The organism is Curtobacterium sp. MCSS17_005 (assembly GCF_003234225.2).
GTDB classification, from domain to species: domain Bacteria; phylum Actinomycetota; class Actinomycetes; order Actinomycetales; family Microbacteriaceae; genus Curtobacterium; species Curtobacterium flaccumfaciens.
Window position 1 is genome coordinate 676,049 of the sequence record NZ_CP126258.1, and the last position, 25,468, is coordinate 701,516.

The following is a 25,468-nucleotide window of genomic DNA, read 5'->3' on the forward strand; positions in this document are numbered from 1 at the left end:
GGTACGCCGACGCGCCCGACGATCTGCGCCCTCCGGACTGGGGACAGGCTCTGTCCGTTCAGCGCGTTACCGTGGGAGCATGCAGCCGGAAACCGCGATGTCCGTGCCCGCGCCGACCGGGGCCGATGCCGTTCGGCGAGCGGCCTTGATCGCGGCACTCGACGTGGTCGACGGTGGCGTCGAGGAACGGTTCGAACGGATCACCCGGATCGCACGGGAGGCCCTCGGGGTCTCCGGTTCCTTCCTCAACCTGGCTGGCGAGACCACGCTGACGATCAAGTCGCAGCAGAGCGACACGGTCTTCGACCCGGTGATCCCGCTGCAGGACACCTTCTGCGGACGGACCCTCGGAGAGCGTGAGCCGGTGATCGTCCCTGACGCGCGCGCGGACGAGCGGTACTCCGACATGCCGATGGTCGTGGGCGACCCGAACGTCCGGTTCTACGCCGGAGTCGGGCTCCGTGCCGGCGACGACGACCTGAAGATCGGCACCCTCTGCCTGATCGACCCCGAGCCGCGCACCCTCGACGCCGACGAGCTCGAACTCCTGCAGGAACTCGGCATCTGGGCGGAACGCGAGCTCCTCGCCGGAGCCGACGAGGACCGCCTGCGCACCGTGCTCAGAGGCCTGCAGCCGGCCGAGGTGCAGGTGCCCGGGTACCGGATCACGGGGATGTCGATCCCGCACGGGCTCGTCTCCGGCGACTTCCACGACTGGCACCGTTCCGGCGATGACTCGATCCACCTGACCGTGTCGGACGTCATGGGCAAGGGGATGTCCGCCGGGCTCCTCGCCGCGAACATCCGCGGAGGCCTGCTCGCCCGCGGCGACCAGGACCCGGGCGTCGCCGTCGCCGAACTCGAGGCACAGGTCGCACCCGAGCTCAGCCGCGCCGAGTCCTTCGCGACGATGTTCCACGGCCGGCTGACCCCGTCCACCGGGCGCCTCGACTTCGCCGACGCCGGCCACGGGCTCGTGCTGCAGCTCCGTGACGACGGTGCCGAGCGGATCCTGCGGTCGTCGGACCTGCCGATCGGGCTGCACCCCGCCGGGATGCCCCGCGCCGCCGGGTCGCTCGTGCTCCGGCCCGGTGACGTGCTCATCGTCGTGACCGACGGCGCGCTCGAGCTCTGGGACTCCACGCTCGCGTCGCTGTCCGAGCTCGGGTCGCTGTACCGGGAGTCCCCGGACGTCGAGACGTTCCTGCAGCGGGTGCGCGCACGCGTCGCCGAGCACGACCCGGGTGACGACCTGACCGTCGTCGTGGTGGCGCGCGAGGCCGTCGAGACCGTCGAGGCCTGAGCGGTCGAGAACCGCCGCCGGCTCGTCGGCGGTTCGAGTGGTCGCGACGTGTCGTGCGCGGGCCGCCGAGTGGTCGCGAACCGTCGGTTGGCGGGGCCTCGGCCGACGGTTCGTGACCGGTCGCCAGAGCTGAGCGGGGTGTCGTGACCGCTGGCCAGGCACCGGCGGGAGCCGGCCGGGCGCGGCGTCAGGCGCCGAGGCGCTCGATCAGCTCGGCGTACCGCGCAGCCGTGCGCTCGACGATCTCGTCCGGGAGCACCGGCGGCGTGCCCTGACGGTCCCAGTGCGCGCTGAGCCAGTCCCGCACGATCTGCTTGTCGAACGAGTCGGTGCGGTCGGCGGAGCGGGCGTCCCAGTAGCGGCTGGAGTCGCTCGTCAGGACCTCGTCGGCGATGCGGATCCGGCCGGTGGCGTCCTGCCCGAACTCGAACTTCGTGTCCGCGATCACGACGTCCCGTTCGAGAGCGATGGCCGCGGCCTCGGTGTAGACGTGCAGCGAGAGGTCGCGCAGGGTGGCAGCGGTCTCGGCACCGACCAGGTCGACGGTCTGCTCGTACGAGATGTTCTCGTCGTGCTCGCCCTGGGCTGCCTTGTACGCCGGCGTGTAGATCGGTTCCGGCAGGCGGTCACCGTTGGACAGCCCGGCGGGGAGCGCGACGCCGCACACGCTGCCGGTCTCCTGGTACTCGGCCCAGCCGCTGCCGACCAGGTACCCGCGCACGACGCACTCGACGGGGAACATCGTCAGCGGCATGACGTGCATCGACCGTGCCTCGACCTCGGCGGGCACCGGGGTGCCACCGGAGGACGGGCCGATGATGTGGTTCGGGACGTCGCTCAGCTGGGTGAACCAGAACCGTGACAGGCGGGTCAGCAGCTCGCCCTTGCCCGGGATCGGCGGCTCGAGCGCGAAGTCGTAGGCGCTGACCCGGTCCGAGGCGACGAGCAGCAGCTCGGACGCGCTCGCCAGGTCGGCGGTGCCCTCGGGCACGTAGAGCTCGCGGACCTTGCCGGACGAGACGTGCCGCCAGCCGGCGATCGGCGCGGGGGCGGTCACTTCGCGACCTTCGCGGCGATGTCGGTGCGGAACTGCGCGCCGTCGAGCGTGATGTCGCCGAGCCCGGCGTAGGCGCGCTCGCGGGCCTGGGCGAAGTCCGACCCGGTCGCGACGACGCTGAGCACCCGGCCACCCGTGGCGACGAGCGTGTCGTCGAGGACGCCGGTGGCGGCGTGCGCGACCGAGACGCCGTCGCGGGCGTTCGCGTCGTCGATGCCGGTGATCGGTCGGCCGGTCTGCGGGTTCTCCGGGTAGCCCTCGCTCGCCAGGACGACGGTCACGGCGACCTCGTCGCGGAACACGGGTGCGGGTACGGCACCCAGCTGCCCGGTGGCGGCGGCCAGCAGGAGTTCGCTGAGCGGCGTGGCCAGGCGGGGGAGCACGACCTGCGTCTCCGGGTCACCGAAGCGCGCGTTGAACTCGATCACGCGGACGCCCTGCTCGGTGACGATGAGGCCGCAGTACAGGAGCCCGACGAACGGCGTGCCCTCGTGCTCGAGGCGGCGGACGGTCGGCAGCGCGACGAGCTCGGTGACCTCGTCGACGAAGGCCTGCTCGGACGGCCAGCGGTCGGCGAGCCACGGCAGCGGCGAGTACGCGCCCATGCCGCCGGTGTTCGGGCCGAGGTCGCCGTCGGCCAGACGCTTGTAGTCCTGCGCGGGGCTGAGCGCACGGACGTCGTGCCCGTCGCTCAGGAAGAACAACGAGACCTCTTCGCCGTCGAGGAACTCCTCGACCACGACGTGTCCGTGCTGGAGCCAGTAGGTGGCGTGGTCGATCGCGGCCTGGCGGTCGTCGGTCACGAGCACGCCCTTGCCGGCGGCGAGCCCGTCGGCCTTGACCACGTACGGGGCGCCGAGCTCGTCGATCGCGGCGACGGCTTCGTCCGCCGTGCCCGCGTAGACCGGACGCCCGGTGGGCACACCGGCCTCGCCCATGATCCGCTTGGCGAACGCCTTCGAGCCCTCGAGCTGCGCGGCGGCCTTGCCCGGCCCGAACACCGGGATGCCGCGGGTGCGCACCGGGTCGGCCACGCCGGCGATGAGCGGGGCCTCGGGGCCCACGACGACGAGCTCGATGTCGTTCTCGATCGCGTACTCGGCGACGAGCGCGCCGTTCGTGGGGTCGAGGGAGACGGTCTCGACGTCGGCGGCGATGCCGGCGTTGCCGGGCGCTGCCGTGATGACGTGACCCGCATGCTCAGCGAGGAGGGCCGTGATGATCGCGTGCTCGCGGGCACCGGAACCGAGGACGAGGATTCGCACCCGATCACCCTACCCAGCCCGACTCGTCGCCCGCGATGCGAGGGCTAGCCTGTGGAGATGCCACCCAAGAGGATCGAGGACGCCGACGGGCGCGCGGCACTGGCCGCGGTGCGTCGTGGGGAGACGGCCCGACCGGCCGTCGCGACCGCGGTTCGGTGGACGTTGCAGTGCCTGGCGGACGAGGTCCCGGGCAACAGCGTCGAGGTACGGGTGCCGCCGTTCGCCGCCGTGCAGGCCGTGCCCGGACCCCGGCACACCCGTGGCACGCCGCCGAACGTGGTCGAGACCGACGCCACCACGTGGCTGGCACTCGCGTCCGGCGAGCTGACCTGGGCCGAGGCGGTCGCGCAGTCGCGCGTCAGTGCCTCGGGCTCGCGCGCCGACCTGACGGCGTTCCTGCCGGTCCGGCTGCCCGCCCCCGGCGCCTGACCCCCGGCACCAGACCCACCCGCGCCTGACCGAACGGCGCCGAAGCCGCCTGCGGAGAAGTCCTGCGCGAATTAGGTAGTCCCTACCGATGCGCCCGCATCGACCGGGTTCCTAAGCTTGAAGTCGCCGGGATTCGGACCCGACCCGAACGGGTCCGAACCCGGCGACAGGCACCAAGGTACGCGATGTTCCACACAACGTGTCAATCGCAGCGGCGCGTCGTGCTGCAATCCGCAACGTTCTTGCGTGTGCGACAGCCGATGCGGAACGCCGAGCCGGCCGTGCCGAGTACCGAGCAGCTCAGAGCAGTTCGGTGAGCTCCGACCGCGCGTGCAGGTCCCACTTCGCGAAGACGCGCGACAGGTGCGCGTCGATCGTCCGCGTCGAGAGCCCGAGGGACTCCGCGATCCGCCTGTTGCTCAACCCCTGCGCGGCGAGCTCGGCGACCTCGTACTCGCGCTTCGTCAGCGGTGGTTTCGAGCGCCCAGCGGTCACCGAGACACCGTGCGCCGCGAGCACGCCCTGCGCCGCGATCACCCGCGTCCGGTCGTCGGCACGCACGGCGTCGGCGTACTCGATGACCGCGGCTGCGAGCGGGCCGTCGACGCGGGTCGCGGCCTCGCGCATCCGGTCGAGCGACGACGCCGAGTCGCGCCCCTGCAGCATGCCGACCGCGTGGTGCAGCGCGTACCCGTACATGACGTGCGTCCACGAGCCGTTGGCCGTGCTGCGTTCGATGATGTCGTCGGCGTGCTGCAGTCCGGCCGGGTTGCCGAGCACGGCCTCGGTCCAGGCGATCGTGACGGCGACCTGCTCGCCGGTGATCCGCATCGCCCGCTGCGGCGTGGTCCGAGCACGCTCGAGCGTTCGGCTTGCCGCCTCCGGGTGCCCGGCGTAGGCGTGCGCCAGGGCCAGACGTGCCCAGGGGTAGGCCGCGAACCCGCCGTGGTCGGCGATGTCGTAGCGCTCGCACGCCGCCGAGAACGCCGCGATCGCGTCGTCCCAGCGGCGCTGCGCGATGGCCAGGTTGCCCTGGCCGATGAGCTCGAGCGTGAAGTCGTACTTCAGGTACGGGCTGGACCGGCCCGCCGGCACCTCGGTGATCAGGTCGTCCAGGTCGCCGCGCCACATCTGCACCTGGTGCAGGACGGAGGAGTTCTCGCCGACGCTCCACGGGGCTGCCTCGACGTGCGCCAACGCGGTGGCCAGGGCACGGCGACCGAGCGCGGACGCGTCGTCCAGTCGGCCGGCGGTCGCCAACGCCATCACGGCGCAGGGTGCGACGGCGAGGAACGACATCGGCATGGTCGGAGCGTCCACGATGCCGCTGCGCTCGATCTCGGCCCGGACCTCGGCGAAGTCTCCACCCCAGCCCTGGTGCGCCATCCGCAGCAGCCGCAGCCGTTCGACGGCCTCGTCGGACACCACCAGGCGCGTGGCGGCATCGGTCAGGGCGACCGCCGCCGGGACGTCGTCGTCGTGGAACTGGCGGATGTTCGCCAGGGTCTCGCACGCTTCGATCACGGCCTCGTCGGTGACGTCGCCGACGTGCCGCTTGGCCACGCCCCAGGCGGCTTCGGCGTCGGCGCGGCCGGCTTCACGGCCGTCGGAGTACGAGTACGCCAGCGAGCGGAGGCAGTGCGCCGCGACCTGCTCGGTGGGGGTGAGCGTCGTGCGGAGCGCTGCCGAGGCCAGGGCGATCCCGCTCTCGTGCTCCTGCAGCCGCACGGCGACCTGCGCCGCGTCGAGCAGCTGGTCGACCGACGGCAGGACTCCGCACTCGAGCGACCACAGCGCGGCACGCAGCCGTGCGGCGGGCGGTGCACCCTCGGGCCGGTCGGTGCGGAACGCGTTGGCGCGCGCGAAGAGTGCCGTGCGCCGGGCGACCGGCACCAGGGTCCGGATGACCTCGCCGACGAGCGGGTGCGACGGCCGGACGACCGCGGCGCCGTCCTCGAGCGAGTCGATCCGGACCAGGCCGAGCGCGACGACCCGGTCGACGTCCCCGCCGGTCACCAGGCCGAGCAGGCGCGCGAGCGGGATCGGGTCGGCGAGGGCGACGATGTCGACGACGTCGCGCAGGTCCTCCGGCAGCGACCCGAGCTCCGTGCGGTACATGTCCGCGAGGCTGTCCGACGCGGTCACCCGCCCACGCCAGTACCACCCGGTCGCGGTGTGGTCGAGGGCGCCGGAGACCCGCGCCGCACGGACCACCTCGCGCAGGTACAGCGGGTTGCCGGCGGTGGCGCGGTGGACGCGCTCGGCCGAGGCGTTCTCGAGCGGCGAGCCCAGCGCCTCGGCCACGAGCGCGGCGGTCTCGTGCAGGGCGAGTGGCTGCAGGTCGATGCGCTCGAGCAGGTCGTCCTGCCACAGTGCGCGGAGCGGCTCGGGGAGCGCCGTGAAGTCGCGGCAGGTCAGGACCAGCCGAGCACCCTGTCGGCGGACCAGCCAGGCGACGTACCGCGCGGAGATCGCGTCGAGGTGGTCGGCGTCGTCGACGCGGAGCAGGACGTCACGGTCGACGAGGTCCTCGATCGCCCGGAAGCGCTGCTCGGCGCCGGTGTCGTCGGACAGCTCCGAGATGGACGCCGGCAGCTCGCCGAAGCGCTCGGCGACGGCGCCGAAGGGCATCGACCGGCTCGCGGCGACCGCCGTGATCGGCACGACGACCGTGCGGCCGGTGCCGTCGCGACCGGCGACGCGGTCGGTGACCCGCGCCGCGGCGGTGCTCTTGCCGATGCCGGGGGCACCGACGAGCGCGACGCTCCACCGGTGCTCGGCGACGACGGCGACGGCGCGGTCCTCCTCCGCGCGCTGCGCGACGGGCCAGGCCACGCGGGCGGGGGCGGCCGGTCGGCGTCGGCGGGCGGGTGCGGTTCGTTCACGCATCCGACACACCTCCTCCGCTTGGGATACCGACCAGTAGCGACCATCCTCTCCCGGATCGGTCGCCGCGCACAGGCCGCGGGACGTCCCACAGTGGGGGACAATGGACGGGTGAGCAACACCGATCAACCCGACGAGCAGCCGCTCCCCACGCCGGCACCGGCTCCCAGCGCGGTCGCCAGCCCCGACGAGGTCACCATCCGCCGTGCACCGAAGTTCGGCGTGTTCATCGTCGGCGGTGCCGTGCTCGGGTTCCTCGCGACCCTCGTCGTGGTCGCCCTCACCATGAACCTCGGCGGCCAGCGGGACCAGACCAGCTTCGGCAGCCTGGTCGGCTACTTCAGCCTGTGGGGCGTCACGATCGGCGCCTTCGTCGGTGCGGTCGTCGCCGTCGTGTTCGACCGGGTCTACGCCCGGCGGTCGGCCCGCCTGACGGCGGAGCGCGTCGAGGTCGAACTGCCGCCCGAGACGGTCGACGGTGAGCTCGACGACCACGGTGACCAGCGGCCGTAGCCGCCCCCGACCAACGGACTGGAGGCCCGGTGCCAGCTGGCACCGGGCCTCCCGTCTGTCGTCTGGTCGCGTCTCGGACGCGACCTAGCTGAGCTGGTTCGCCTCGACCCAGGACAGGTACTCCGGGCTCACGGTGCCCGTGACGTACTCGCCCGTGAAGCAGCTCATCTCGAGGTCGGTCACGTCCGAGCCCTCGATGATGGCGTCGCGCATGTCCCCGACCTCCTGGTAGATCAGGTGGTCGCTGCCGAGCACGCGGTTGATCTCCGGGATCTTCCGGTCGTGCGCGATGAGCTCCGCACGCGTCGGCATGTTGATGCCGTAGACGTGCGGGAACCGGACAGGGGGAGCGGCGCTCGTGAACGTGACCTCGTTCGCGCCCGCGGCCCGGGCCATCTCGACGATCTCGCGGCTCGTGGTGCCACGGACGATCGAGTCGTCGACGATCAGAATGTTCTTGCCCTTGAACTCGGACGACATCGCGTTGAGCTTCTGGCGCACCGAACGCTTGCGCTCCGCCTGCCCCGGCATGATGAAGGTTCGGCCGACGTAGCGGTTCTTGTAGAAGCCCTCGCGGTACTCGATGCCGAGCTTCCGGGCGACCTGCATGGCGGCCGGACGGCTCGAGTCCGGGATCGGCATGACCACGTCGATGTCACCGGTCGGCGCGTACTGCTCGATGGTGTCGGCCAGGCGGTTGCCGAGGCGCAGACGCGCGTCGTAGACCGAGATGCCGTTCATCACCGAGTCGGGGCGCGCCAGGTAGACGTACTCGAACGAGCACGGCACCAGACGCGGGTTCTTCGCGCACTGGCGGGCGTGCATCTGGCCGTTCATCTCGATGAACACGGCCTCGCCCGGGGCGATGTCGCGGACGATCTCGTAGCCGCCGGACTCGAGCACGAGCGACTCGCTCGCGACGACCCACTCCGGCTGCCCGGCCTCGTCGAACTTGTGGCCGAGGATCAGCGGGCGGATGCCGAACGGGTCGCGGAAGGCCAGCAGCCCGTGCCCGGCGATGGTCGCGATCGTGGCGTAGGAGCCCTCGACCCGCTCGTGCACGCGCTCGACGGCGTCGAAGACCTGACCCGGGTCGAGGTTCGCGCCGCGGACCTGGCCCTGCAGCTCGTGCGCCAGCACGTTCACCAGGAGCTCGGTGTCGCTCGTCGTGTTCAGGTGACGACGGTCGATGTCGAACAGTTCACGCGTGAGTTCCCGCGTGTTGGTGAGGTTGCCGTTGTGGACGAGGACGATGCCGTACGGCGCGTTCACGTAGAACGGCTGGGCTTCTTCTTCGTTCGTCGCGGCGCCCTTGGTGGCGTAGCGGACGTGTCCGAGCCCCATGGTGCCGAGGAGGGCACGCATGTCGCGGGTGCGGAACGCCTCTCGCACGTGGCCGCGGGTCTTGTGCATGTGGTGCACGTGACCCTCGACCGTGGCGATGCCCGTCGAGTCCTGCCCGCGGTGCTGCAGGAGGAGCAGTGCGTCGTAGATGGATTGGTTGGCGGGGCCCTGCGCAACAAGGCCGACGATGCCGCACATTCGCGGGTGTGCTCCAGACCGTAGAATCGGGGGGTACCGAACAAGTCTGCCATGTCACCGCGAAGGACTCCGCATGCCCAACCCGTACGCCGAAGCCGGAGTGGACACCGCTGCCGGTGACCTGGCCGTCGAACTGATGAAGTCCGCGGTCGCGGCCACCCACAACGCCTCGGTCCTCGGTGGCGTCGGCGGGTTCGCCGGGCTCTACGACGTCTCGTTCCTGAAGGACTTCTCACACCCGTTGCTCGCGACCTCCACCGACGGCGTCGGCACCAAGGTCGCCATCGCGCAGGCGATCGACAAGCACGACACCATCGGGCAGGACCTGGTCGGCATGGTCGTCGACGACATCGTCGTGGTCGGCGCGAAGCCGCTGTTCATGACCGACTACATCGCGTGCGGTCGCGTGGTGCCGGGCCGGATCGCCGACATCGTCGCCGGCATCGCCCGCGGCTGCTCGGAGACCGGCACCGCCCTGGTCGGTGGCGAGACCGCCGAGCACCCTGGGCTGCTCGGCCCGGACGACTACGACGTGGCCGGTGCGGCGACGGGTGTCGTCGAGGCCGACGCACAGCTCGGCGCGCACCTGGTGCAGGACGGCGACGTGGTCCTGGCGATCGAGTCGTCGGGCCTGCACTCCAACGGCTACTCGCTCGTGCGGCACATCCTGGCGTCGCGGGGCGTCGGCTTCACGGACCAGCTGCCCGAGCTGAGCGGCGTCGGGTTCGGCGGCGCGGTCTCCGTCGGCGAAGCCCTGCTCGAGCCGACCCGCCTGTACACCGCACCGCTCCTGGCGCTCCTCGAGCAGCACCCGGGCGCGGTGCACTCGCTCTCGCACGTGACCGGTGGTGGCATCGCCGCGAACCTGGCGCGCGTGCTGCCCGTCGGCTCCTGGGTCGAGGTCGACCGTTCCACCTGGCAGCCGCTCCCGGTCTTCCGGGTCCTGGCCGACATGGCCGGCACCCCGATCGAGGACACCGAGGGCACCTGGAACCTGGGCATCGGCATGTTCGCCGTCGTCTCGGCCGGGGCCGCTGCCGAGGTCATCGCGTCACTCGGCGCCGCCGGCATGCCCACGTGGCCCGTCGGCACGATCGCCACGTCCGCACGGGACCTGACCGGGTTCGAGCAGGGCGCCAAGGGTGTCGACGGCGGCGCGGTCCGGCTCGTCGGGAGCTACGCGGGCTGACCCGCTCGACGGCTGCGGCCGTGCCGTGCCGTGGTGCGTGCGGTGAGTGGTCACGAACCGTCGTTTGGCGGGCCTGCAACCGACGGTTTGTGACCGCTCGGCGTCATGCACGCGGTGAGTCGTGACCACTCGACCCGGGGACTCGGGCGCGGCACCGGTGCGTGGCACCGGGGCGTGTGGCACCGGGAGGGTGGCGAGTGCCGGGTGGCCCGTGCCGCCGGCGTGGGTGTGCCGGGACCCGCCATGCCGCGTGCGGTGAGTGGTCACGAACCGTCGTTTGGCGCACCTGCAACCGACGGTTTGTGACCGCTCGGCGTCATGCACGCGGTGAGTCGTGACCACTGGAAGCCGAGGACCCGAGCGCGCCGAGGGGTGCCTGGGCGCGCTCGGTGTCTGGGCGCGTCCGGTGTCCGGGCACGCGGAAACGCCGCGCTGCCCGAGGGCTGCGCGGCGTGACTGCGAGAGAGGTCAGGCGGACTTGTTCTGGTCTGCCTGGGTCTCGAACTCGTCTTCGTCTTCCGCCGGTTCCGGACCGTACTGGTCCGCCCAACGGTCGACGTAGTTCTCGTCGGAGTGTTGTCCGGCGGAGAGCTCCTGCTCGAGCGCACCGTAGTTCGTCTGCGGGCTGAAGTACTTCAGCTCACGGGCGACCTTGGTGTGCTTCGCCTTCTGACGGCCGCGCCCCATGCGTGACCCCCTCGTTCGGCTCTGGTCCGGTCCTGGCGAATGACGGAGGATCACTCGGGGAACCAGACGGTTCGTGGTTTGAAATCTGCCGATCACTCTACCATGTACCTCGATCTGGACGTCGCGCGACGGCTGGCCCGCACAGCAGAATCGAAGTGATGACGGAACCCCTCGAGACCCCGGTCGACCAGCACGCCCGCGTGGTGGTGATCGGTGCGGGGCAGGCGGGGCTCTCCGTGGGATACCACCTGCGTCGCCTCGGGCTCGTCCCCGGCAGCGACCTGGTGATCCTCGACCGAGCGCCGAGCACCGGTGGGGCGTGGCAGTTCCGGTGGGAGGCCCTGCGGCTCGGAGCGGCGCACCGGGTGCACGACCTGCCCGGCATGCGCGCGATGGGGCTGGAGTTCGACGACGCCGACCGGTCACGACCCGCGCGGGACGTCGTCGGCGAGTACTACCGGCGGTTCGAGCAGCACTACGACCTGCGGGTGCGGCGCCCGGTCACGGTGACGTCCGTCTCGCGCATCGACGGCGTCGGCGGCGTGGCGGGCGACGCCCCGGCGGAAGGCGGGCTGTGCGTCACGACCCGGAGCGCCGACGGCACGGTGACGCGCATCCGTGCCGAGGTCGTGGTGAACGCGTCCGGCACGTGGGGCACCCCCTTCGTGCCGTGGTACCCGGGGCGCGACGTGTTCCGCGGACGCCAGGTCGACACGACCGAGTACCGCAGCGCCACCGAGTTCGCCCGTCAGGACGTCGTGGTGGTGGGCGGTGGGACGAGCGCGATCGGGTTCCTGCTCGAACTCGATGGTGTCGCCCGCTCGACGCGGTGGTTCACCCGCCGCCCGATGGTCTGGGCCGGGACCGCGTCGCTCGACGTCGAGTCTGCGGTGGCCGCCGTCGACGAACAGGACCGGGCCGCCCGCGCCGGCGAGGTCCTGCCGAGCATCGTCAGCGGTACCGGGGTCCCGGTGTCGAGACGGATCCGCGCCGGCATCGACCGCGGCGTGCTGCGTGACGAGCCGATGTTCACGCGGATGGACGAGACCGGGGTGGTGCGGGCAGACGGCACCCACGTGCACGCCGACGCGGTGATCTGGGCGACGGGGTTCCGCGCCGACCTGCGGCACCTCGCGCCGCTGCACCTGCGGACCACGGCGGGCGGCGTGGTGGTCGAGGACGGCCGGTCGGCCGAGGAGCCGCGGTTGTTCCTGGCCGGCTACGGTCCCCAGGCGTCGACCATCGGTGCGAACCGGGCCGGCCGACGCATCGCCCGCCAGGTCATGGATGCGCTGGCGGGCTGAACGGCACTGCGGCCCCTCGCACCGTGCGAGGGGCAGCGTGAACGGTGCGAGGTTCCGTTCCCGGTGCGGGCCTCGTGAGCTCTCACCGGGAACGGAACCTCGCACCAGACGAAACCGGGACGCGCGGCTCAGGCGGGGAGGGGCTCCTCGACGCCACGACGACGGCGCGACGACTTGAGCACCAGGGCGTCGAGCGAGAACCGCCCGGGCCCGGTCAGCGCCACGGCGAGCGACGCCACCGCGAGGACGAGCACGTACTCGAACCCGCCGTCCTGCGAGTAGAAGCCGGCGGTGCCGTGGGCCAGGAACCCGGCGACGACCATGTCGACGGTCAGCAGCACGCCGACGACGCGGGTCGCGACGCCGAGCACGAGCAGGATGCCGCCGACGAGCTCGAGGCCGGCGACGAGGGGTGCTGCGACCTCGGCGAGGGGGACGCCCATGCCCGAGAAGCCCTGCACCACGTTGGGGATGCCCTGGGCGAACTTCTGGGCGCCGTGGGCGATGAACACCACCCCGAGGACGATGCGGAGCGCGGTCAGGCCGATGGAGGTCGATGTCGTTCGCATGGCCACGACGGTAGCCGTTGACGCGTCATCGATCGCCTTCGAACAAGGGACTGACCGCGCTTCGCCAGAACATGCCCAGAGCATGCCCAGACAGGGGTCCGCCGAAGGGCGGACTGCTCCTCAGGAATCGGCGCCGCGGCCCGTCTGCTGCTGGAGGCGGTCGATGTGCTCCGACGCCTGCGCCTTGGTGAGGTCGGCGGGGAGTTCCTCGCCGGCTTCACGGGCCAGGGTGTCGAGGTAGCTGCGCTGCGGTCCGGTCATCGGCTCGTCGCCGGTGACCCACTGCTCGGGGTCCTTGCTCGCGTCGGTGGAGGGGTCGGGTCGGGGGCCGCCGAGGGTCTCGCCCTGGATCGGCGCGTCCGGGGTCTGCTGCTGGTCGCGGTCTGCGTCACTCATGTCCGCGACGGTACGCCGCACCACCGTCACGACACGCAGCAGCGGCGTCCCCCGAAGCGGCTCAACGGCACGAATCCGCACCGGAACGGCTCAGACGGACGTCGCGGCGTACCGCACCAGGTCGGGCCCGACAGCACTCGTGGCGATCGGCACGACGCGGTCGTCCCGCCGGATCCAGATGGTCGCCGCGCGCTCGTCGATCCGGTCGACCTCGTGCAGCTCGCCGTCGAGCAGCACCGACGCCGTGACCCGAACGTGCCCGCTCGCCGGACGTGCCGGCAACCCCACCACGTCGTCGCCGTACGCCGGGTGCTCGCCGGGCTGCAGGAACGGTGACACCGGGGCCGTGACGACCTCGAGGCCCTCGTCGACCGCGGTCACCGCCACCAGGCGGACGGCCTGGTCGGTCGGCAGCGGCACGTCGACGACGGGCGCGGCGGTGGGGCCGGCCAGTGCGCGGAAGGCGGGGCGACCGTCGGGGGCGAGGTGGGCCTCCAGGCCGTCGATCCGGACGCGACCGCGCCCACGGGAATCGGCGTAGACACCGGGCTCGATGCCGGACTGCCGCGCCTCGAGCCGGGTGAGGACGACGCGGTCCGGACGGTACCAGTCGCGGAGCGCGGCCGGGTCCACCCAGCCGACGCTCGGGACGCCGCGGGAGAGCGCGGCGGACTCGTCGGCGGCGCGCTCGTCGCGCGCACCGAGGGGGTGCTCTCCGCGCACGGCGACGAGTCCTTCGAGCGGGCTGCCGGCCGGCGGTTCGTGGTCGAGCACCTCGACGCGCTTCGAGACCTTGCCGCCGTGTCCGTCGAACGTGGCGAACGTCCGCAGGTCACTGATGGTCATGGGGCCACATGCTACGACTCGTCGGCTCCCCGTCGCGGCGGCGAGGGCACGAGGGCGTGGATCTCGCCCGTGCAGAGCGCGGGGTCGACGCCCTCGGCGGGGCCGGCCGGACGGGTCGCGCGGCGCGGCTGGATGCTGTTGCGCTCGGCGGAGCGGAGCAGGCGGTCCTCGGCCGAAGCCGAGGCCGCGGCCTCGGCCGAGGAACCGGGCTGCGCGGGGCGGCGGAGCGGGGGCCGGACGGGCTCGCCGCGGCGCTCCTGGCCGGGCAGCGGGCGGGAACGGCGGCCGTAGAGCAGCTCGGACGAGTCGAGCAGCCACGGCACCAGGGCCACGGTGACGCCGTGCACGAGCAGCAGCTTCTTGCGGATGCGGCGGCCGCGGTGGTTGTGGAGCAGGCCCTCCCACCAGTGCCCGACGATGAAGATCGGGGTGTAGACGGTGACGACCTCGGAGCCGTGCTCGGCCCGGTGTGCCTTGATGTACTTGATCAGGGGCATCGAGATGTCGCGGTACGGGCTCGGCACGATCGTCAGCGGCACCTGGATGCCGTACTCCGCCCACTGGTCGCGCAGGCGCTGGGACTCGGCGTCGTCGATCGCGACGTGCACCGCCTCGATGCTCGCGTGCTCGGCGGCGACCGCGTAGTCGAGCGCCTTGAGCACGGGCTTCTGCAGCTTGTTCACCAGGACGATCGCGTGGTCGCCGGTGGCGCCGAACTTCGTCTCGACGTCGGCCTCGATCTCGTGCGAGACGTCGCGGTAGTAGCGGTTCACGCCGAGCATGAGCACGTACAGCACCGGCATGATCAGGAAGACCAGCCAGGCGCCGTGGGTGAACTTCGTGATCGTGACGATGACGAGCACCACGAGGGTGAAGGTCGCGCCGATCGCGTTGATCGTGCGGGAGCGGACGACCTGCCCGCGGTTCACGGGTGGGTCACCCGCGGGCACCGTCCCGTCCCGGTCTGCCCGCAGCAGCCGCGTCCAGTGCACGACCATGCCCGTCTGTCCGAGCGTGAACGACACGAAGACACCGATGATGTAGAGCTGGATGAGGCTCGTGACGTTCGCCCGGTAGACCACGAGCAGCGCCGCGGCGACGAGAGCCAGGACGATGACGCCGTTCGAGTAGATGAGCCGGTCGCCGCGGGTCGAGAGCGCCTTCGGGGCGTACGAGTCGCGGGCCAGGATCGAGCCGAGCAGCGGGAACCCGTTGAAGGCCGTGTTCGCCGCGAGGAGCAGGACCGCCGCAGTGGTCGCCTGGATCACGAAGAACAGCACCGAGTTGTTGCCGAAGGTCGCGGCCGCGATCTGCGCGATGAGCGAGCGCTGCGGCGTGGTGGCACAGTTCGCGAATCCCTGCAGGTCGCAGGCCCGCTCGGCGTAGTGCACGTGCGACACGAGCGCCAGGGTGATGAGCCCGATGAACAGGACGATCGCGATGCCGCCCATGGCGACCAGGGTGGCCTGCGCGTTCTTGATCTTCGGACGGCGGAACGCCTGCACGCCGTTCGCGATGGCCTCGACGCCCGTCAGGGCGGAGCAGCCCGAGGCGAAGGCGCGGAGGAGCAGCAGGATGAACGCAGCCTGCGTCGTGTGTTCCACGTTCTGCACGGTGTACGCCGCGGATTCGGCGACCGGGGCGTTGCCGGCGGCTACGCGGACGAGCCCGGTGACGACCATCACGAAGACGCTCGCCACGAACAGGTAGGTCGGGATCGCGAAGGCCTTGCTCGACTCCCGCACACCTCGCAGGTTCGCGGCGGCGAGCAGCACGACGAACAGCAGGGCGAGCTCGACGCGGAAGTGGTCGAGCATCGGGAGCGCCGAGATGATGTTGTCGACACCGGAGGCGACCGACACGGCCACCGTCATCACGTAGTCGACGAGCAGTGCACTCGCGACGACCAGCCCGGCCTTCTCACCGAGGTTCCGGTGTGCCACCTCGTAGTCGCCACCACCGGACGGGTACGCCTTGATGAGCTGCCGGTACGAGGCGACGACGACCACGAGCAGCAGCACGACGAGTGCGGCGACCCACGGCGCGAACGTCAGGAAGGCCATGCCGCCGAGCAGCAGGATCATCAGGAGTTCCTGCGGCGCGTACGCGACAGAGGACAGCGGGTCACTCGCGAAGATCGGCAGGGCCAGGTGCTTCGGGAGGAGCTGTCCTTCGAGCTTCTCAGAGGGGAGGGGATCCCCGATCAGTCGTGCTTTCAACGACCGGATCTCGTTCGTCACGAGCGGCAAACCTACTCAGTTCCGGGCCCGAGTCAACACGGTTCGCCTGCCGCATATTCCCGGCTGCCCACTGGTGCTCCACCCTGGGGGTCGCACACCCCTTGCGGTTGACGCAGCGTCAAGCAGTACAGTCGCCAGCATGAGCGCATCGACAGGCCCGGACGACCCAGCTGCGAAAGCTCCCCACGTCATCACCGAGGTGGCGCGTTCCGCCGGTGTCTCGAGTCGGACCCTTCGGCACTACGAGGCCGTCGGACTGCTGCCGGCCACCGCCGTCGGCGCGGGTGGGCTGCGGCGCTACGACGACCGTGCGCTCGTCCGACTGCAGTGCATCCTGCTGCTGCGCGGGCTCGGACTCGGACTGCCCGAGATCGCGCGACGGCTCGACGACGAGGGTGACGACGTCGCCGCGCTCACGGCGCACCTGACGTGGCTCGAGCACGAACGGGACCGCCTGGCCCGCCAGCTCGCGGCCGTGCGCACCACCGTGGCGCGCGTCGAGGACGGGGAGGAGCTGGCGGCGGCCGACACGTTCGCCGGCTTCCCGCCGACGCGGCTGCCGGCCGCCGATCCGCCGGGTGCGGGGAGCTGAGGAACCAGGTTCTGGACACCACACCGCGCATCTGCACGGTGCTGTGTCCGGAACCTGGTTCCGGGGGCGGTCCCGGTTCCGCGGACGGTCCCGGTGACGGCCGGGAGGCCCTGGTCGCCACCGCCTGTCGGCCGCCGGCCGTCAGAGCGACTTGCGCAGGGCCTCCAGGCCGTCCCGCAGACGCGTCACGGTGTCCGCACCGAGCGTGCCGCGGGTTGCTCGACGGCGCAGGTCCGCACGCACCTGCTGCCGGAACGACGACAGCGCCATCTCGAGCTCGCGCAGGGCGCGGGCACTGTCCGACGGCACGGACACGGGCTCCTCGGCGGAACCGGACGCCGGGCTCTCGGCGGCTGCGGCCAGGTCGGCACGGAGCGAGCGCATGGCCTCGCCGACCGAGGCGCGCACGCCGTCGGCCAACGACTTCACCGAGTCGCTCACGCCGGACTCGACCGTGGCGATCTCGTCGGCACGTGCCGCGAGCTCGGCACGGCCGGCGTCCGTGATCGCGTAGACGGTCTTGCGGCCGTCGGCGGTCTTCGTGACCAGGCCGTCGTCCTCGAGCTTGGCGAGCCGGGGGTAGACGGTGCCGGCGCTCGGCACGTAGGTGCCGCCGAAGCGGTCGCCGAGTGCCTGGATGAGCTCGTACCCGTGCATCGGGTGATCGGCCAGCAGGACGAGCAGGTAGAGGCGCAGGTGGCCGTGGGCGAAGACGGGGCTCATTCGGGCACCTCGCTCTCGTTCGTCGGGGTGGTCGACGGGGTGGTCGGTGGTGCCGGCTCGGCGACCGGCGGGGCGTGCAGTACCGCGATGTCGCCGGAGACGGAGTTCACCCGCAGGTCCAGCCACTGGCCGGACAGCTCGCCGCCCTGCTTGACGTACGAGCCGCGCACCCCGCGGATCTCGGCGTCGTCGAACTGCAGCTTGCCGGTCGCGGTGTTCACCGTGCACTTGTAGGCGACGCCGTCCGCAAGGCGGACGCTCACCGAGCCGGACACCGTGTTGACGCGGGCGGACTCAGGGACCCCGTGCAGGTCGAGGACGACGTCGGCCGAGACGCCGTCGGCCTGGAACCGCGGGATCTCGCCGGTGGCCACGACGTCGCCGGAGACGGTGTGCACCGCGAGCGCGCCGTCGAGGTCGCGGATCGTGGTGGCGCCCGAGACGGCGTTGACCGTGACGTCACCCGCGACGCCGTCGACGACCAGGTCGCCGGACACCGTGTTGAGGGTGGCACCGCGGTTCGTCCCGGACAGCAGCGCACCGGCCGAGACGACGCCGAGCGTGATGCCGGCGTCGCGGGGGACCAGGATGCTGACGTCGGCGTGGGCCTTGCCGCGGAAGGACTTCAGGAACCCGATGGGGTCGTCCCACCGGACCTGGGGGTGGTCGACGGTGAGGGTGTCGCCGTCGACCTCGATGAGCATCTGCTTGCCGGACACGCTGTGGATCTCGACCCGGGCCGTGGGTTCGTCGTGCGCGACGACGTCCACCTGCCCGCCGACGAGGCCGACACGCACGGTGCGCACGATGCCGGTGTCGATGACCTTGGGCTCGTCGACGAGCCACTTCTCCTGCGTCATGTTGCCTCCTGGAACTCGCGATGTATCGCGTCTGTGGAGGTCACGCTATATCGCGTTCCCCGCCGCCGCAAGGGGGCGCATGCGATCGCGGGGCGAGCGCCGGGCGATCGTGAGCGGGAATGGTCGGGTCGGGGCCGTGGACCCGACCGTTCCTGCTCACGAAGCGGGCGTGGCGGGGGTGGGGTGGGCCTCCACGGCCGGTGTGGCGGCGGATGCTGCGACGTCGGGCGCCGCCGCCGTGCGCTCGGGGCTCCACGGGAACCGGCGGAAGTGCGGCATGAGCGGCTGGACCATCGGGCCGATCGCGAACGCCGCGATGACGGTGCCCGCGCCGACGTCCCCGCCGAGGACCCACCCGACGATCACCACGGTGACCTCGACCAGGGTCCGCGCGAGCCAGATCGGCCAGCCGAGCCGCTGGTGCAACCCGACCATCAGGCCGTCACGCGCCCCGGTGCCGAACCCCGCCCCGATGTAGAACGCCGTCGCCACCGCGAGCAGCACGAGTCCCGCCGCGAACAGCCCGATCCGGGCGACGATCCCCGACGGCTCCGGCACCAGCCAGAGCACCAGGTCGGCACTCGGCCCGATCGCCAGGGCGTTCAGCAGCGTCCCGATGCCCGGCTTCTGGCGCAGCGGGATCCACAGCAGCAGGATCACGCCGCTCGACACCACCGTGATGACCCCGAACGACCACGGCACGACGTTCTCGAGCCCCTGGGTCAGCACGGTCCACGAGCTGACACCGACCACCGCGCGGACCTGCAGTGCGGTCGAGGCGCCGTAGAGGAACAGTCCGACGAAGAGCTGGACGAAGCGCAGGGTGAGGGCGGTGCGACGGGGCATGTGGCCATCGTCCCGACAGATTGGCCTGCTGGTCGAGAGCCAATCGCGCTACCGTGGACCCGTGCCCCCTGTCCTGATCAGTGCCCGCGCCGCCTCTCACCTGCTGACCGACTGGCGCGTCGGGACCGATGCCCCGGCCTACGAGGCGCTCGCCGACGCCCTCCGGGTCCTCGTCATCGACGGGCGCGTCGCCCAGGGCGTCCGGCTGCCGGCCGAGCGCGGCCTGGCCGCAGCGCTCGGCGTCTCACGCACCACCGTCGCGAACGCCTACGCCCGGCTGCGCTCCGACGGGTTCCTGGTGTCCGTCCGTGGCTCCGGCAGCGTGGTCCACCTGCCCCGTGACCTGGTCGGCCGGCCCGACCCCGAACGCCTGGGCGGAGTCGTCGAGGGGGACCTGCTCGACCTGCGCAAGGCGGCCCTGCACGCGGCCCCCGGCATCGACGAGGCGGTCGAGCGGGCGGTCCGGCACGTGCCCGCGGCGCTCGCCGGGATCGGCTACGACACCGTCGGCGACCCCGGCCTCCGCGCCGCGATCGCCGCGCGCTACACCGAGCGCGGGCTGCCGACGGAGCCCGCCCAGGTCATCGTCACCCTCGGCGCGCAGCACGCGATCGCCCTGCTCGCGCGCGTGCTCGTCCGCCGTGGCGACGCCGTGCTCGTCGAGTCCCCGACCTACCCGCACGCGCACGAGGCCTTCCGCGAGGCCGGCGGCCGCCTGGTCGGCGTCCCCGTCGACGCGCGGACGGGGTGGGACGCCGCCGCGCTCGAGACGACGCTGCGTCGCACCGCGCCCTCCGTCGCGTACGTCATGCCCGAGCTCCACAACCCGACCGGTGCGACCATGTCCGCGTCGACCCGCCGGCTCCTGCTCTCGGTCGCGTCCTCGGTCGGCACGGTCGTGATCGCCGACGAGACGATGGGGGAGCTCCGGATCGACGGGGAGCCGTCGCCACCGTTGGCAGCGGCGGACCCGTCGGGGTCGTCGGTCGTGATGATCGGTTCCGCCGCCAAGGTCTTTTGGGGCGGCCTGCGGATCGGCTGGATCCGTGCCGACCCGGCGCTGCTGCAGCGGCTGCTGCTCGCCCGCCCGACGGGCGACCTCGGCACCCCCGTGCTCGACCAGCTGGTCGTGCGCGAGCTGGTCCCGCGCACGGCGGCCTTCCTGGAGGCGCGGCGTGCGTCCCTGCGCGAAGGTCGCGACGCGGTCGTGGGGGCGCTCCGGGCGCGGCTCCCGGAGTGGGACGTCCCGGCACCGGCGGGCGGGTTGACGACGTGGGTGGGGCTCGGTCGGCCGGTGTCGAGCGCACTCGTCCTCGCGGCACGGGCCGAGGGCGTGGTGCTGGCCTCGGGCGGGGTGTTCGGGCCGGACGGCGGGTTCGAGCGGTTCCTGCGGGTGCCGTTCACGATGGCCCCGGCCGATCGGGGGCGGTTGGTCGACGTGCTGTCGCGGTCGTGGGAACGGGTGGGCGGTGAGACGAGCGGCGTGCGGGGGTCGTTGGCGGCGGTGGTCTGAGCGGCGCGTCCGGGGCTCGGCGTTGTCCGCCGGGCTCGGCGTCATCCTCCGGGGTGAGGTCGGGTCGGGGGTTCTCGCTCCTCGGGGTGATGCGGCGTCGGCAGGGTCCGGCGAGGCTGGTGCCATGAACGCGACCCTGTCCGCCGGAACCCGCTCCGCTGTGCCGACGCCCGTCGAGCCGCCCGCGGCGGTCCCCGCCGTGGTGCGGGTCACAATCGCGCTGAGCGGGGCGTTCCTGGCGGGCGTCCTGACCTCGTTCGGGCAGGCGGTGCCCGCTCTCGCCTCCGTGTCGAACTCAGCCGGACCGTGGTTCCTCGTCGCCGCGCTGCTGTGCGTGGTGGCCGGAGCACGAGGGGGCCGGGTCGCCCTGCCGCTGGAGATGGTGCTCGGCGTCGTGCTCCTCGAGCTCATGCACGTCGGGTACTGGGCCACGACGGTCCTGCGCGGGTTCCCCGACGTGCTGTCGATCACGAACCCCTGGGTGCTGCTCGGGGTGCCGGCCGGGCTGCTGGCCGGAGCGGCCGCCGTGGCGGTGCGGTCCCGCGACGCCCGGTGGCGGGCGGGGGCGCTCGGTGTGACGGCCGCTGTGCTCGTCGGTGAGGGGATCCGCGGGCTGCTGCAGGTCGCCGCGACGACCGGGCACGTCACCTGGGTCGTCGAGATCGTCGTCGGGGTCGTGCTGCTCGGCATCGGGGTCCTCGGCACCCGCTCACCCGTCGGGCGCGTGGTGGCGCTCGGCGCCGGGGTGGTCGGGACGGTCGCGGTGCTCGGGGCGTACCTGTTGCTCGGCGGGTTCTGATCCGTCGGCCGGTCCTGGCCCCTCGGTCCTGATCCGACGGCGGGTCCTCGCCGCTCCGTCCTGATCCAACGGCGGGTTCTGGCTGGCACCCGAACGTTCGTCGGTCGGTCCTGCGAGGATCGATGACGTGCACCTCCTCTCGGTCTTCAGCCTGCGCAACCGGGCACTCATCGCGCTCGTCACGATCGTGGTCGCGGTCTTCGGCGGCATCGCGCTCTCGAGCCTCAAGCAGGAGCTGATCCCCAGCGTCGAGTTCCCGCAGGTCGCGATCGTCAGCGCCTACCCCGGAGCCACGCCAGAGGTCGTGTCCAACGACGTCTCGACCAAGATCGAACAGGCGATCCAGGTCGTCCCGGACCTCGAGTCGACCAGTGCGACCTCGTCGACCGGACAGAGCGTGGTGTCGGCGTCGTTCCAGTACGGATCGAACCTGGCCAGCGCCGAGGACAAGATCCAGACCGCGGTGAACGCGCTGTCGCTGCCCGACTCGGTGCAGACGCAGATCGTCACCGGGTCCTTCGACGACCTGCCGGTCCTGCAGGTCGCGGTCTCGGCGTCGGGCAACCAGGAGCAGCTCGTCGACCGGCTGCAGGCCTCGGCGATCCCCGACCTCGAGAAGCTCGACGGCGTGCGGCAGGCGGACGTCTTCGGCAACCCGGGTCGTCGCGTCGTCATCACACCGGACCAGGACGAGCTGGCCGCCCGTGGCCTGAGCCAGACGGCGATCTCGGACGCACTCGACGACAACGGCACCCTGATCCCCGGCGGCACGATCACCGAGGACGGCTCGACCCTGTCGGTGCAGACGGGCGAGCGGATCGCTTCGCTCAAGGACATCCGCGCGCTGCCGCTGACGAGCTCCTCGAGTTCGTCGGGGTCGGACGGGTCCGGGTCGGGTGCCGCTGGTGCCGACGGGACAGCCTCGTCCGGTGACGGCACGGCTGCGGGTACGACCGGCACGGGGGCGACCGGCGCCGGTGTGACCGGGACCGGCACGGGCACGACCGGCACGGGTGCGACCGGTGCTGCGCCCACGGGAGACGCCGCGACGGACACGTCCACGACCGCGGCCACGCCGACGGACACCACCCTGGGCGACGTCGCGAAGGTCGCCATCACCGAGTCGCCGCGCACCTCCATCAGCCGCGTGGACGGGCAGCAGGCGCTGACGATCTCGATCACGAAGACGCAGGAAGCCAACACCGTCGACGTCTCGAACACCGTCCGCGACGCCCTGCCCGGCATCGAGGACAAGATCGAGGGCGACCCCCGGTTCACCGTCGTCTTCGACCAGGCGCCCTACATCCAGCAGTCGATCGACTCACTGGCCGAGGAAGGCCTGCTCGGGCTCGCCTTCGCGGTGATCGTCATCCTGGTGTTCCTGCTCTCGTGGCGCTCCACGCTCGTCACCGCGATTTCGATCCCCACGTCGGTGCTCCTCGCCGCAATCGGCATGCGCGCCGCCGGGTACACGCTCAACATCATCACGTTGGCGGCCCTGACGATCGCGATCGGCCGCGTGGTCGACGACTCCATCGTCGTCATCGAGAACATCAAGCGGCACATGCTGCCCGGTGTCGACCGCGGCCAGGCCGTGCGGGACGCCGTGCGCGAGGTCGCCGGAGCCGTCACCGCCTCGACCCTGACGACCGTCGCGGTGTTCCTGCCGGTCGCCTTCGTCGCAGAACTCGTGGGGGAGCTGTTCCGACCGTTCGCCGTGACGGTCACCCTGGCGCTCGTCGCGTCGCTGTTCGTCTCGCTCACCATCGTGCCGGTGCTGGCGTACTGGTGGCTGCGCCCGCCGAAGGCGAAGCCGGGCGACGCGACGGCGGCAGCGGAAGCGCCCACGGACGCGGAAGCGGCACCGTCGGCGATCGATGCCGAGCGCGGGCACGAAGGCGACCGCTCGGAGGGTGCGCTCGCCTCCGCCGCGGACCTGCACGACGCCGGCCGGGTCGACCGCCTGCGACGCGTCTACCTGCCGGTGCTCCGGTGGGTCGTCCGCAAGCCGGTCGTCGTCATCCTGCTCGCCGTGATCGTGCTCGGCGGAACGGTCGCCACGCTGCCGTTCGTCACCACGAACTACCTCGGCGACTCGGGGCAGAACACGTTCACGGTCACGCAGGACCTGAAGGCCGGTTCGAGCCTCGCCGTCCAGTCCGAGTCCGCACGCAAGGTCGAGCGGGCACTGCAGGACGTCGACGGCGTCGAGACCGTGCAGACCACCATCGGCACGAGCGGCCAGTCGATCCAGGCGGCGTTCGGCGGGGGCGGCAGCGCCTCGGTGCAGTACGCCGTCACGACCGACGCCGAGGCCGACCAGCCCACGATCCAGGCCGACGCGCGGAAGTCGATCGGGACTATCAAGGACGTCGGCGAGGTCACCATCGCGTCCTCCGGCGGCGGGTTCGGCGGCAGCAGCGACATCGAGGTCGACGTGACCGCGCCGACCCAGTCGCAGCTCGAGACGGCGTCGCGCCAGGTGCTGAAGACCATGCAGTCGGTCCCGGACACCACGGGCGCCACGAGCAACCTGTCCGCGGCAGAACCGTTCCTCGCCGTCCGGGTCGACCGCCAGGAGGCAGCGTCACTCGGCCTCACCGAGACCCAGGTGGGTGGCCTCGTCGCCGCCGCGGTCTCGCCGCGGGACACCGGCAGCATCGAGATCGACGACGCGACGCTCGACGTCTACATCGCCGACCCGGAGCCGCCGACCACCATCGCCGCGCTCCGTGCACTCGACGTGCCGACGAGCACCGGCACGGTCCCGCTGTCCGACGTCGCCACGGTCGAGGAGTCCGAGGGCCCGACCACCGTCACCACGACGAACGCGGCCCGCACCGCCACGATCACCGTGACGCCGGACGCCACGAACCTCGGTGCGGCCGTGCAGTCCGTCACGACCGCCGTCGACGAGCTCGACCTGCCGAAGGGTGCGACCGCCTCGATCGGTGGCGTCGCCGCCAGCCAGTCGTCGGCGTTCTCGCAGCTCGGGCTCGCGGTGCTGGTCGCCGTGCTGATCGTCTACGTGATCATGGTCGCGACGTTCCGGAGCCTGCTCCAGCCGCTGCTGCTGCTCGTGTCGGTGCCGTTCGCGGCGACGGGCGCGATCCTGCTGCAGATCGCGTCGGGCGTCCCGATCGGTGTCGCGTCGCTGATCGGTCTGCTCATGCTCGTCGGCATCGTCGTGACGAACGCGATCGTGCTCATCGACCTCGTCAACCAGTACCGACGGCGCGGGTTGCGGGTGCGCGAGGCGTTGATCGAGGGCGCCACACGACGCCTCCGTCCGATCCTGATGACGGCGATGGCGACCATCTTCGCGCTGCTGCCGATGGCGATCGGGCTGACCGGCAAGTCCGGCTTCATCTCGCAGCCGCTGGCGCTGGTCGTGATCGGTGGCCTGGTGTCCTCGACGCTGCTGACGCTCGTGGTGCTGCCGGCGCTGTACTTCGTGGTCGAGCGGGCTCGCGAGCGCAACGACGACCGGATCGCCGCGGGCAAGACCCGGAAGCAGGCGCGCGCCGAGCGACGCCAGGAACGCGTGGAACTCCGGCAGGAACGACAGCGGCGACGAGCGGCGCGTTCCGGCAGCGCTGCCTAGCGGCGGTACTCGGCGTCGATCGCGGCGAGGGGCGAGACGACGACGCGCTCGGTCTGCTCCTCGCGCTCGACGGCCCGGAACCAGGACACCAGCACGAGGGTCAGCGTCACGAGGAACACCACGGCGGCGACCTGTGACACGACGGCCAGCTGTCCGGTGACCGAGGCGTACCCGCCGAACGACACCGCGGCGAGGAACGACAGCCCGAGCAGCAGCTCCCCGAACGTCTGCAGCGCAGGGCGGTCCCAGCGGGTCGCAGCGGCGCGGGCAGGGCGGGTCGAGGTGTCGGTCACCCCCGAAGTCTG

Annotated in this window: 22 protein-coding genes; 9 read left to right on the forward strand and 13 right to left on the reverse strand. The window is 72.0% G+C overall.

Annotated features, from left to right (window positions below; all coding sequences use genetic code 11):
* The first annotated feature begins 79 nt into the window (after positions 1 to 79).
* Complete coding sequence (locus tag DEJ20_RS03385) at positions 80 to 1,303, forward strand: PP2C family protein-serine/threonine phosphatase (RefSeq protein ID WP_111234927.1); 1,224 nt, start codon at positions 80 to 82, stop codon at positions 1,301 to 1,303.
* Between the two features lie 187 nt (positions 1,304 to 1,490).
* Here DEJ20_RS03385 and DEJ20_RS03390 read toward each other — a convergent pair whose 3' ends face one another.
* Positions 1,491 to 2,360, reverse strand: coding sequence for a phosphoribosylaminoimidazolesuccinocarboxamide synthase (locus DEJ20_RS03390; protein ID WP_027465034.1), 870 nt, complete (start codon positions 2,358 to 2,360; stop codon positions 1,491 to 1,493).
* Complete coding sequence (gene purD, locus DEJ20_RS03395) at positions 2,357 to 3,625, reverse strand: phosphoribosylamine--glycine ligase (protein ID WP_111234928.1); 1,269 nt, start codon at positions 3,623 to 3,625, stop codon at positions 2,357 to 2,359. Before purD ends, DEJ20_RS03390 begins: the two co-directional genes overlap by 4 nt.
* 57 nt (positions 3,626 to 3,682) lie before the next feature.
* Between purD and DEJ20_RS03400 the strand changes: the two genes are divergently transcribed.
* Positions 3,683 to 4,054 (forward strand): sterol carrier family protein, encoded by a 372-nt coding sequence (locus tag DEJ20_RS03400; protein WP_111235002.1) that lies wholly within the window; start codon positions 3,683 to 3,685, stop codon positions 4,052 to 4,054.
* 300 nt (positions 4,055 to 4,354) lie between these two features.
* On the opposite strand, the gene DEJ20_RS03405 is transcribed toward DEJ20_RS03400, so the two are convergent.
* Positions 4,355 to 6,943, reverse strand: a complete 2,589-nt coding sequence (locus tag DEJ20_RS03405) for a helix-turn-helix transcriptional regulator (RefSeq protein ID WP_111234929.1) — start codon at positions 6,941 to 6,943, stop codon at positions 4,355 to 4,357.
* A gap of 108 nt (positions 6,944 to 7,051) precedes the next feature.
* Between DEJ20_RS03405 and DEJ20_RS03410 the strand changes: the two genes are divergently transcribed.
* Positions 7,052 to 7,453, forward strand: coding sequence for a hypothetical protein (locus DEJ20_RS03410; RefSeq protein WP_110858851.1), 402 nt, complete (start codon positions 7,052 to 7,054; stop codon positions 7,451 to 7,453).
* An 84-nt stretch (positions 7,454 to 7,537) separates the two neighbouring features.
* On the opposite strand, the gene purF is transcribed toward DEJ20_RS03410, so the two are convergent.
* The gene (gene purF, locus DEJ20_RS03415; RefSeq protein WP_027465037.1) at positions 7,538 to 8,995 is read right to left on the reverse strand and encodes an amidophosphoribosyltransferase; all 1,458 of its coding nucleotides are present in this window, start codon (positions 8,993 to 8,995) and stop codon (positions 7,538 to 7,540) included.
* 73 nt (positions 8,996 to 9,068) lie between these two features.
* Between purF and purM the strand changes: the two genes are divergently transcribed.
* On the forward strand, positions 9,069 to 10,184 hold the full coding sequence (purM, locus tag DEJ20_RS03420) for a phosphoribosylformylglycinamidine cyclo-ligase (RefSeq protein ID WP_110858852.1): 1,116 nt from the start codon (positions 9,069 to 9,071) through the stop codon (positions 10,182 to 10,184).
* A 468-nt stretch (positions 10,185 to 10,652) separates the two neighbouring features.
* Here purM and DEJ20_RS03425 read toward each other — a convergent pair whose 3' ends face one another.
* A complete protein-coding gene (locus tag DEJ20_RS03425; RefSeq protein ID WP_017886249.1) occupies positions 10,653 to 10,871 on the reverse strand; it encodes a DUF3073 domain-containing protein in 219 nt (72 codons plus the stop codon).
* Positions 10,872 to 11,029: 158 nt separating this feature from the next.
* Here DEJ20_RS03425 and DEJ20_RS03430 point away from each other — a divergent pair, with 158 nt between their 5' ends.
* The gene (locus DEJ20_RS03430; protein WP_111234930.1) at positions 11,030 to 12,175 is read left to right on the forward strand and encodes an NAD(P)-binding domain-containing protein; all 1,146 of its coding nucleotides are present in this window, start codon (positions 11,030 to 11,032) and stop codon (positions 12,173 to 12,175) included.
* A 128-nt stretch (positions 12,176 to 12,303) separates the two neighbouring features.
* Here the strand turns inward: DEJ20_RS03430 and DEJ20_RS03435 are convergent, their stop codons facing one another.
* From DEJ20_RS03435 to DEJ20_RS03450, 4 genes are all read right to left on the reverse strand, one after another.
* Positions 12,304 to 12,744 carry a DoxX family protein gene (locus DEJ20_RS03435; protein ID WP_111234931.1) on the reverse strand — a complete coding sequence of 147 codons (441 nt, stop codon included), beginning with the start codon at positions 12,742 to 12,744 and terminating at the stop codon, positions 12,304 to 12,306.
* Between the two features lie 120 nt (positions 12,745 to 12,864).
* Positions 12,865 to 13,140 carry a DUF3072 domain-containing protein gene (locus tag DEJ20_RS03440; RefSeq protein ID WP_017886246.1) on the reverse strand — a complete coding sequence of 92 codons (276 nt, stop codon included), beginning with the start codon at positions 13,138 to 13,140 and terminating at the stop codon, positions 12,865 to 12,867.
* Between the two features lie 90 nt (positions 13,141 to 13,230).
* The gene (locus DEJ20_RS03445) at positions 13,231 to 13,986 is read right to left on the reverse strand and encodes a hypothetical protein (RefSeq protein ID WP_111234932.1); all 756 of its coding nucleotides are present in this window, start codon (positions 13,984 to 13,986) and stop codon (positions 13,231 to 13,233) included.
* Between the two features lie 11 nt (positions 13,987 to 13,997).
* Positions 13,998 to 16,235, reverse strand: a complete 2,238-nt coding sequence (locus DEJ20_RS03450; protein ID WP_111234933.1) for an APC family permease — start codon at positions 16,233 to 16,235, stop codon at positions 13,998 to 14,000.
* A gap of 130 nt (positions 16,236 to 16,365) precedes the next feature.
* Here DEJ20_RS03450 and DEJ20_RS03455 point away from each other — a divergent pair, with 130 nt between their 5' ends.
* Complete coding sequence (locus DEJ20_RS03455) at positions 16,366 to 16,818, forward strand: MerR family transcriptional regulator (RefSeq protein WP_111234934.1); 453 nt, start codon at positions 16,366 to 16,368, stop codon at positions 16,816 to 16,818.
* Between the two features lie 141 nt (positions 16,819 to 16,959).
* Here the strand turns inward: DEJ20_RS03455 and DEJ20_RS03460 are convergent, their stop codons facing one another.
* The 3 genes from DEJ20_RS03460 to yczE all read right to left on the reverse strand — a co-directional run bounded on the left by DEJ20_RS03460 (position 16,960) and on the right by yczE (position 19,247).
* Positions 16,960 to 17,541 (reverse strand): PadR family transcriptional regulator, encoded by a 582-nt coding sequence (locus DEJ20_RS03460; protein ID WP_111234935.1) that lies wholly within the window; start codon positions 17,539 to 17,541, stop codon positions 16,960 to 16,962.
* Entirely contained in the window at positions 17,538 to 18,401 is an 864-nt protein-coding gene (locus tag DEJ20_RS03465; RefSeq protein WP_111234936.1) for a DUF4097 family beta strand repeat-containing protein, read from the reverse strand. Before DEJ20_RS03465 ends, DEJ20_RS03460 begins: the two co-directional genes overlap by 4 nt.
* 156 nt (positions 18,402 to 18,557) lie before the next feature.
* Positions 18,558 to 19,247, reverse strand: a complete 690-nt coding sequence (gene yczE / locus DEJ20_RS03470; RefSeq protein WP_111234937.1) for a membrane protein YczE — start codon at positions 19,245 to 19,247, stop codon at positions 18,558 to 18,560.
* 61 nt (positions 19,248 to 19,308) lie between these two features.
* On the opposite strand from yczE, the gene yczR reads away from it, so the two are divergent.
* From yczR to DEJ20_RS03485, 3 genes are all read left to right on the forward strand, one after another.
* Entirely contained in the window at positions 19,309 to 20,760 is a 1,452-nt protein-coding gene (yczR, locus tag DEJ20_RS03475) for a MocR-like transcription factor YczR (RefSeq protein WP_258377121.1), read from the forward strand.
* A 124-nt stretch (positions 20,761 to 20,884) separates the two neighbouring features.
* The gene (locus DEJ20_RS03480; protein ID WP_111234938.1) at positions 20,885 to 21,559 is read left to right on the forward strand and encodes a DUF6518 family protein; all 675 of its coding nucleotides are present in this window, start codon (positions 20,885 to 20,887) and stop codon (positions 21,557 to 21,559) included.
* Positions 21,560 to 21,686: 127 nt separating this feature from the next.
* Positions 21,687 to 25,163: an efflux RND transporter permease subunit gene (locus DEJ20_RS03485; protein WP_111234939.1), complete on the forward strand. Its 3,477-nt coding sequence runs from the start codon at positions 21,687 to 21,689 to the stop codon at positions 25,161 to 25,163.
* Here the strand turns inward: DEJ20_RS03485 and DEJ20_RS03490 are convergent.
* Positions 25,160 to 25,456: a hypothetical protein gene (locus DEJ20_RS03490; protein WP_111234940.1), complete on the reverse strand. Its 297-nt coding sequence runs from the start codon at positions 25,454 to 25,456 to the stop codon at positions 25,160 to 25,162. The genes DEJ20_RS03485 and DEJ20_RS03490 overlap by 4 nt on opposite strands.
* Positions 25,457 to 25,468 lie beyond the last annotated feature (12 nt).

What these genes read in the sequence shown, in the direction of transcription:
- DEJ20_RS03435 (WP_111234931.1), bottom strand. Translation starts at nt 12,744, where the DNA reads ATGCGAACGACATCGACCTCCATCGGCCTGACCGCGCTCCGCATCGTC.
- DEJ20_RS03405 (WP_111234929.1), bottom strand. Translation starts at nt 6,943, where the DNA reads ATGCGTGAACGAACCGCACCCGCCCGCCGACGCCGACCGGCCGCCCCC.
- purM (WP_110858852.1), top strand. Translation starts at nt 9,069, where the DNA reads ATGCCCAACCCGTACGCCGAAGCCGGAGTGGACACCGCTGCCGGTGAC.
- DEJ20_RS03400 (WP_111235002.1), top strand. Translation starts at nt 3,683, where the DNA reads ATGCCACCCAAGAGGATCGAGGACGCCGACGGGCGCGCGGCACTGGCC.
- purF (WP_027465037.1), bottom strand. Translation starts at nt 8,995, where the DNA reads ATGTGCGGCATCGTCGGCCTTGTTGCGCAGGGCCCCGCCAACCAATCC.
- DEJ20_RS03425 (WP_017886249.1), bottom strand. Translation starts at nt 10,871, where the DNA reads ATGGGGCGCGGCCGTCAGAAGGCGAAGCACACCAAGGTCGCCCGTGAG.
- DEJ20_RS03440 (WP_017886246.1), bottom strand. Translation starts at nt 13,140, where the DNA reads ATGAGTGACGCAGACCGCGACCAGCAGCAGACCCCGGACGCGCCGATC.
- DEJ20_RS03480 (WP_111234938.1), top strand. Translation starts at nt 20,885, where the DNA reads ATGAACGCGACCCTGTCCGCCGGAACCCGCTCCGCTGTGCCGACGCCC.
- DEJ20_RS03460 (WP_111234935.1), bottom strand. Translation starts at nt 17,541, where the DNA reads ATGAGCCCCGTCTTCGCCCACGGCCACCTGCGCCTCTACCTGCTCGTC.
- yczE (WP_111234937.1), bottom strand. Translation starts at nt 19,247, where the DNA reads ATGCCCCGTCGCACCGCCCTCACCCTGCGCTTCGTCCAGCTCTTCGTC.
- DEJ20_RS03430 (WP_111234930.1), top strand. Translation starts at nt 11,030, where the DNA reads ATGACGGAACCCCTCGAGACCCCGGTCGACCAGCACGCCCGCGTGGTG.
- DEJ20_RS03455 (WP_111234934.1), top strand. Translation starts at nt 16,366, where the DNA reads ATGAGCGCATCGACAGGCCCGGACGACCCAGCTGCGAAAGCTCCCCAC.
- DEJ20_RS03385 (WP_111234927.1), top strand. Translation starts at nt 80, where the DNA reads ATGCAGCCGGAAACCGCGATGTCCGTGCCCGCGCCGACCGGGGCCGAT.
- DEJ20_RS03445 (WP_111234932.1), bottom strand. Translation starts at nt 13,986, where the DNA reads ATGACCATCAGTGACCTGCGGACGTTCGCCACGTTCGACGGACACGGC.
- DEJ20_RS03465 (WP_111234936.1), bottom strand. Translation starts at nt 18,401, where the DNA reads ATGACGCAGGAGAAGTGGCTCGTCGACGAGCCCAAGGTCATCGACACC.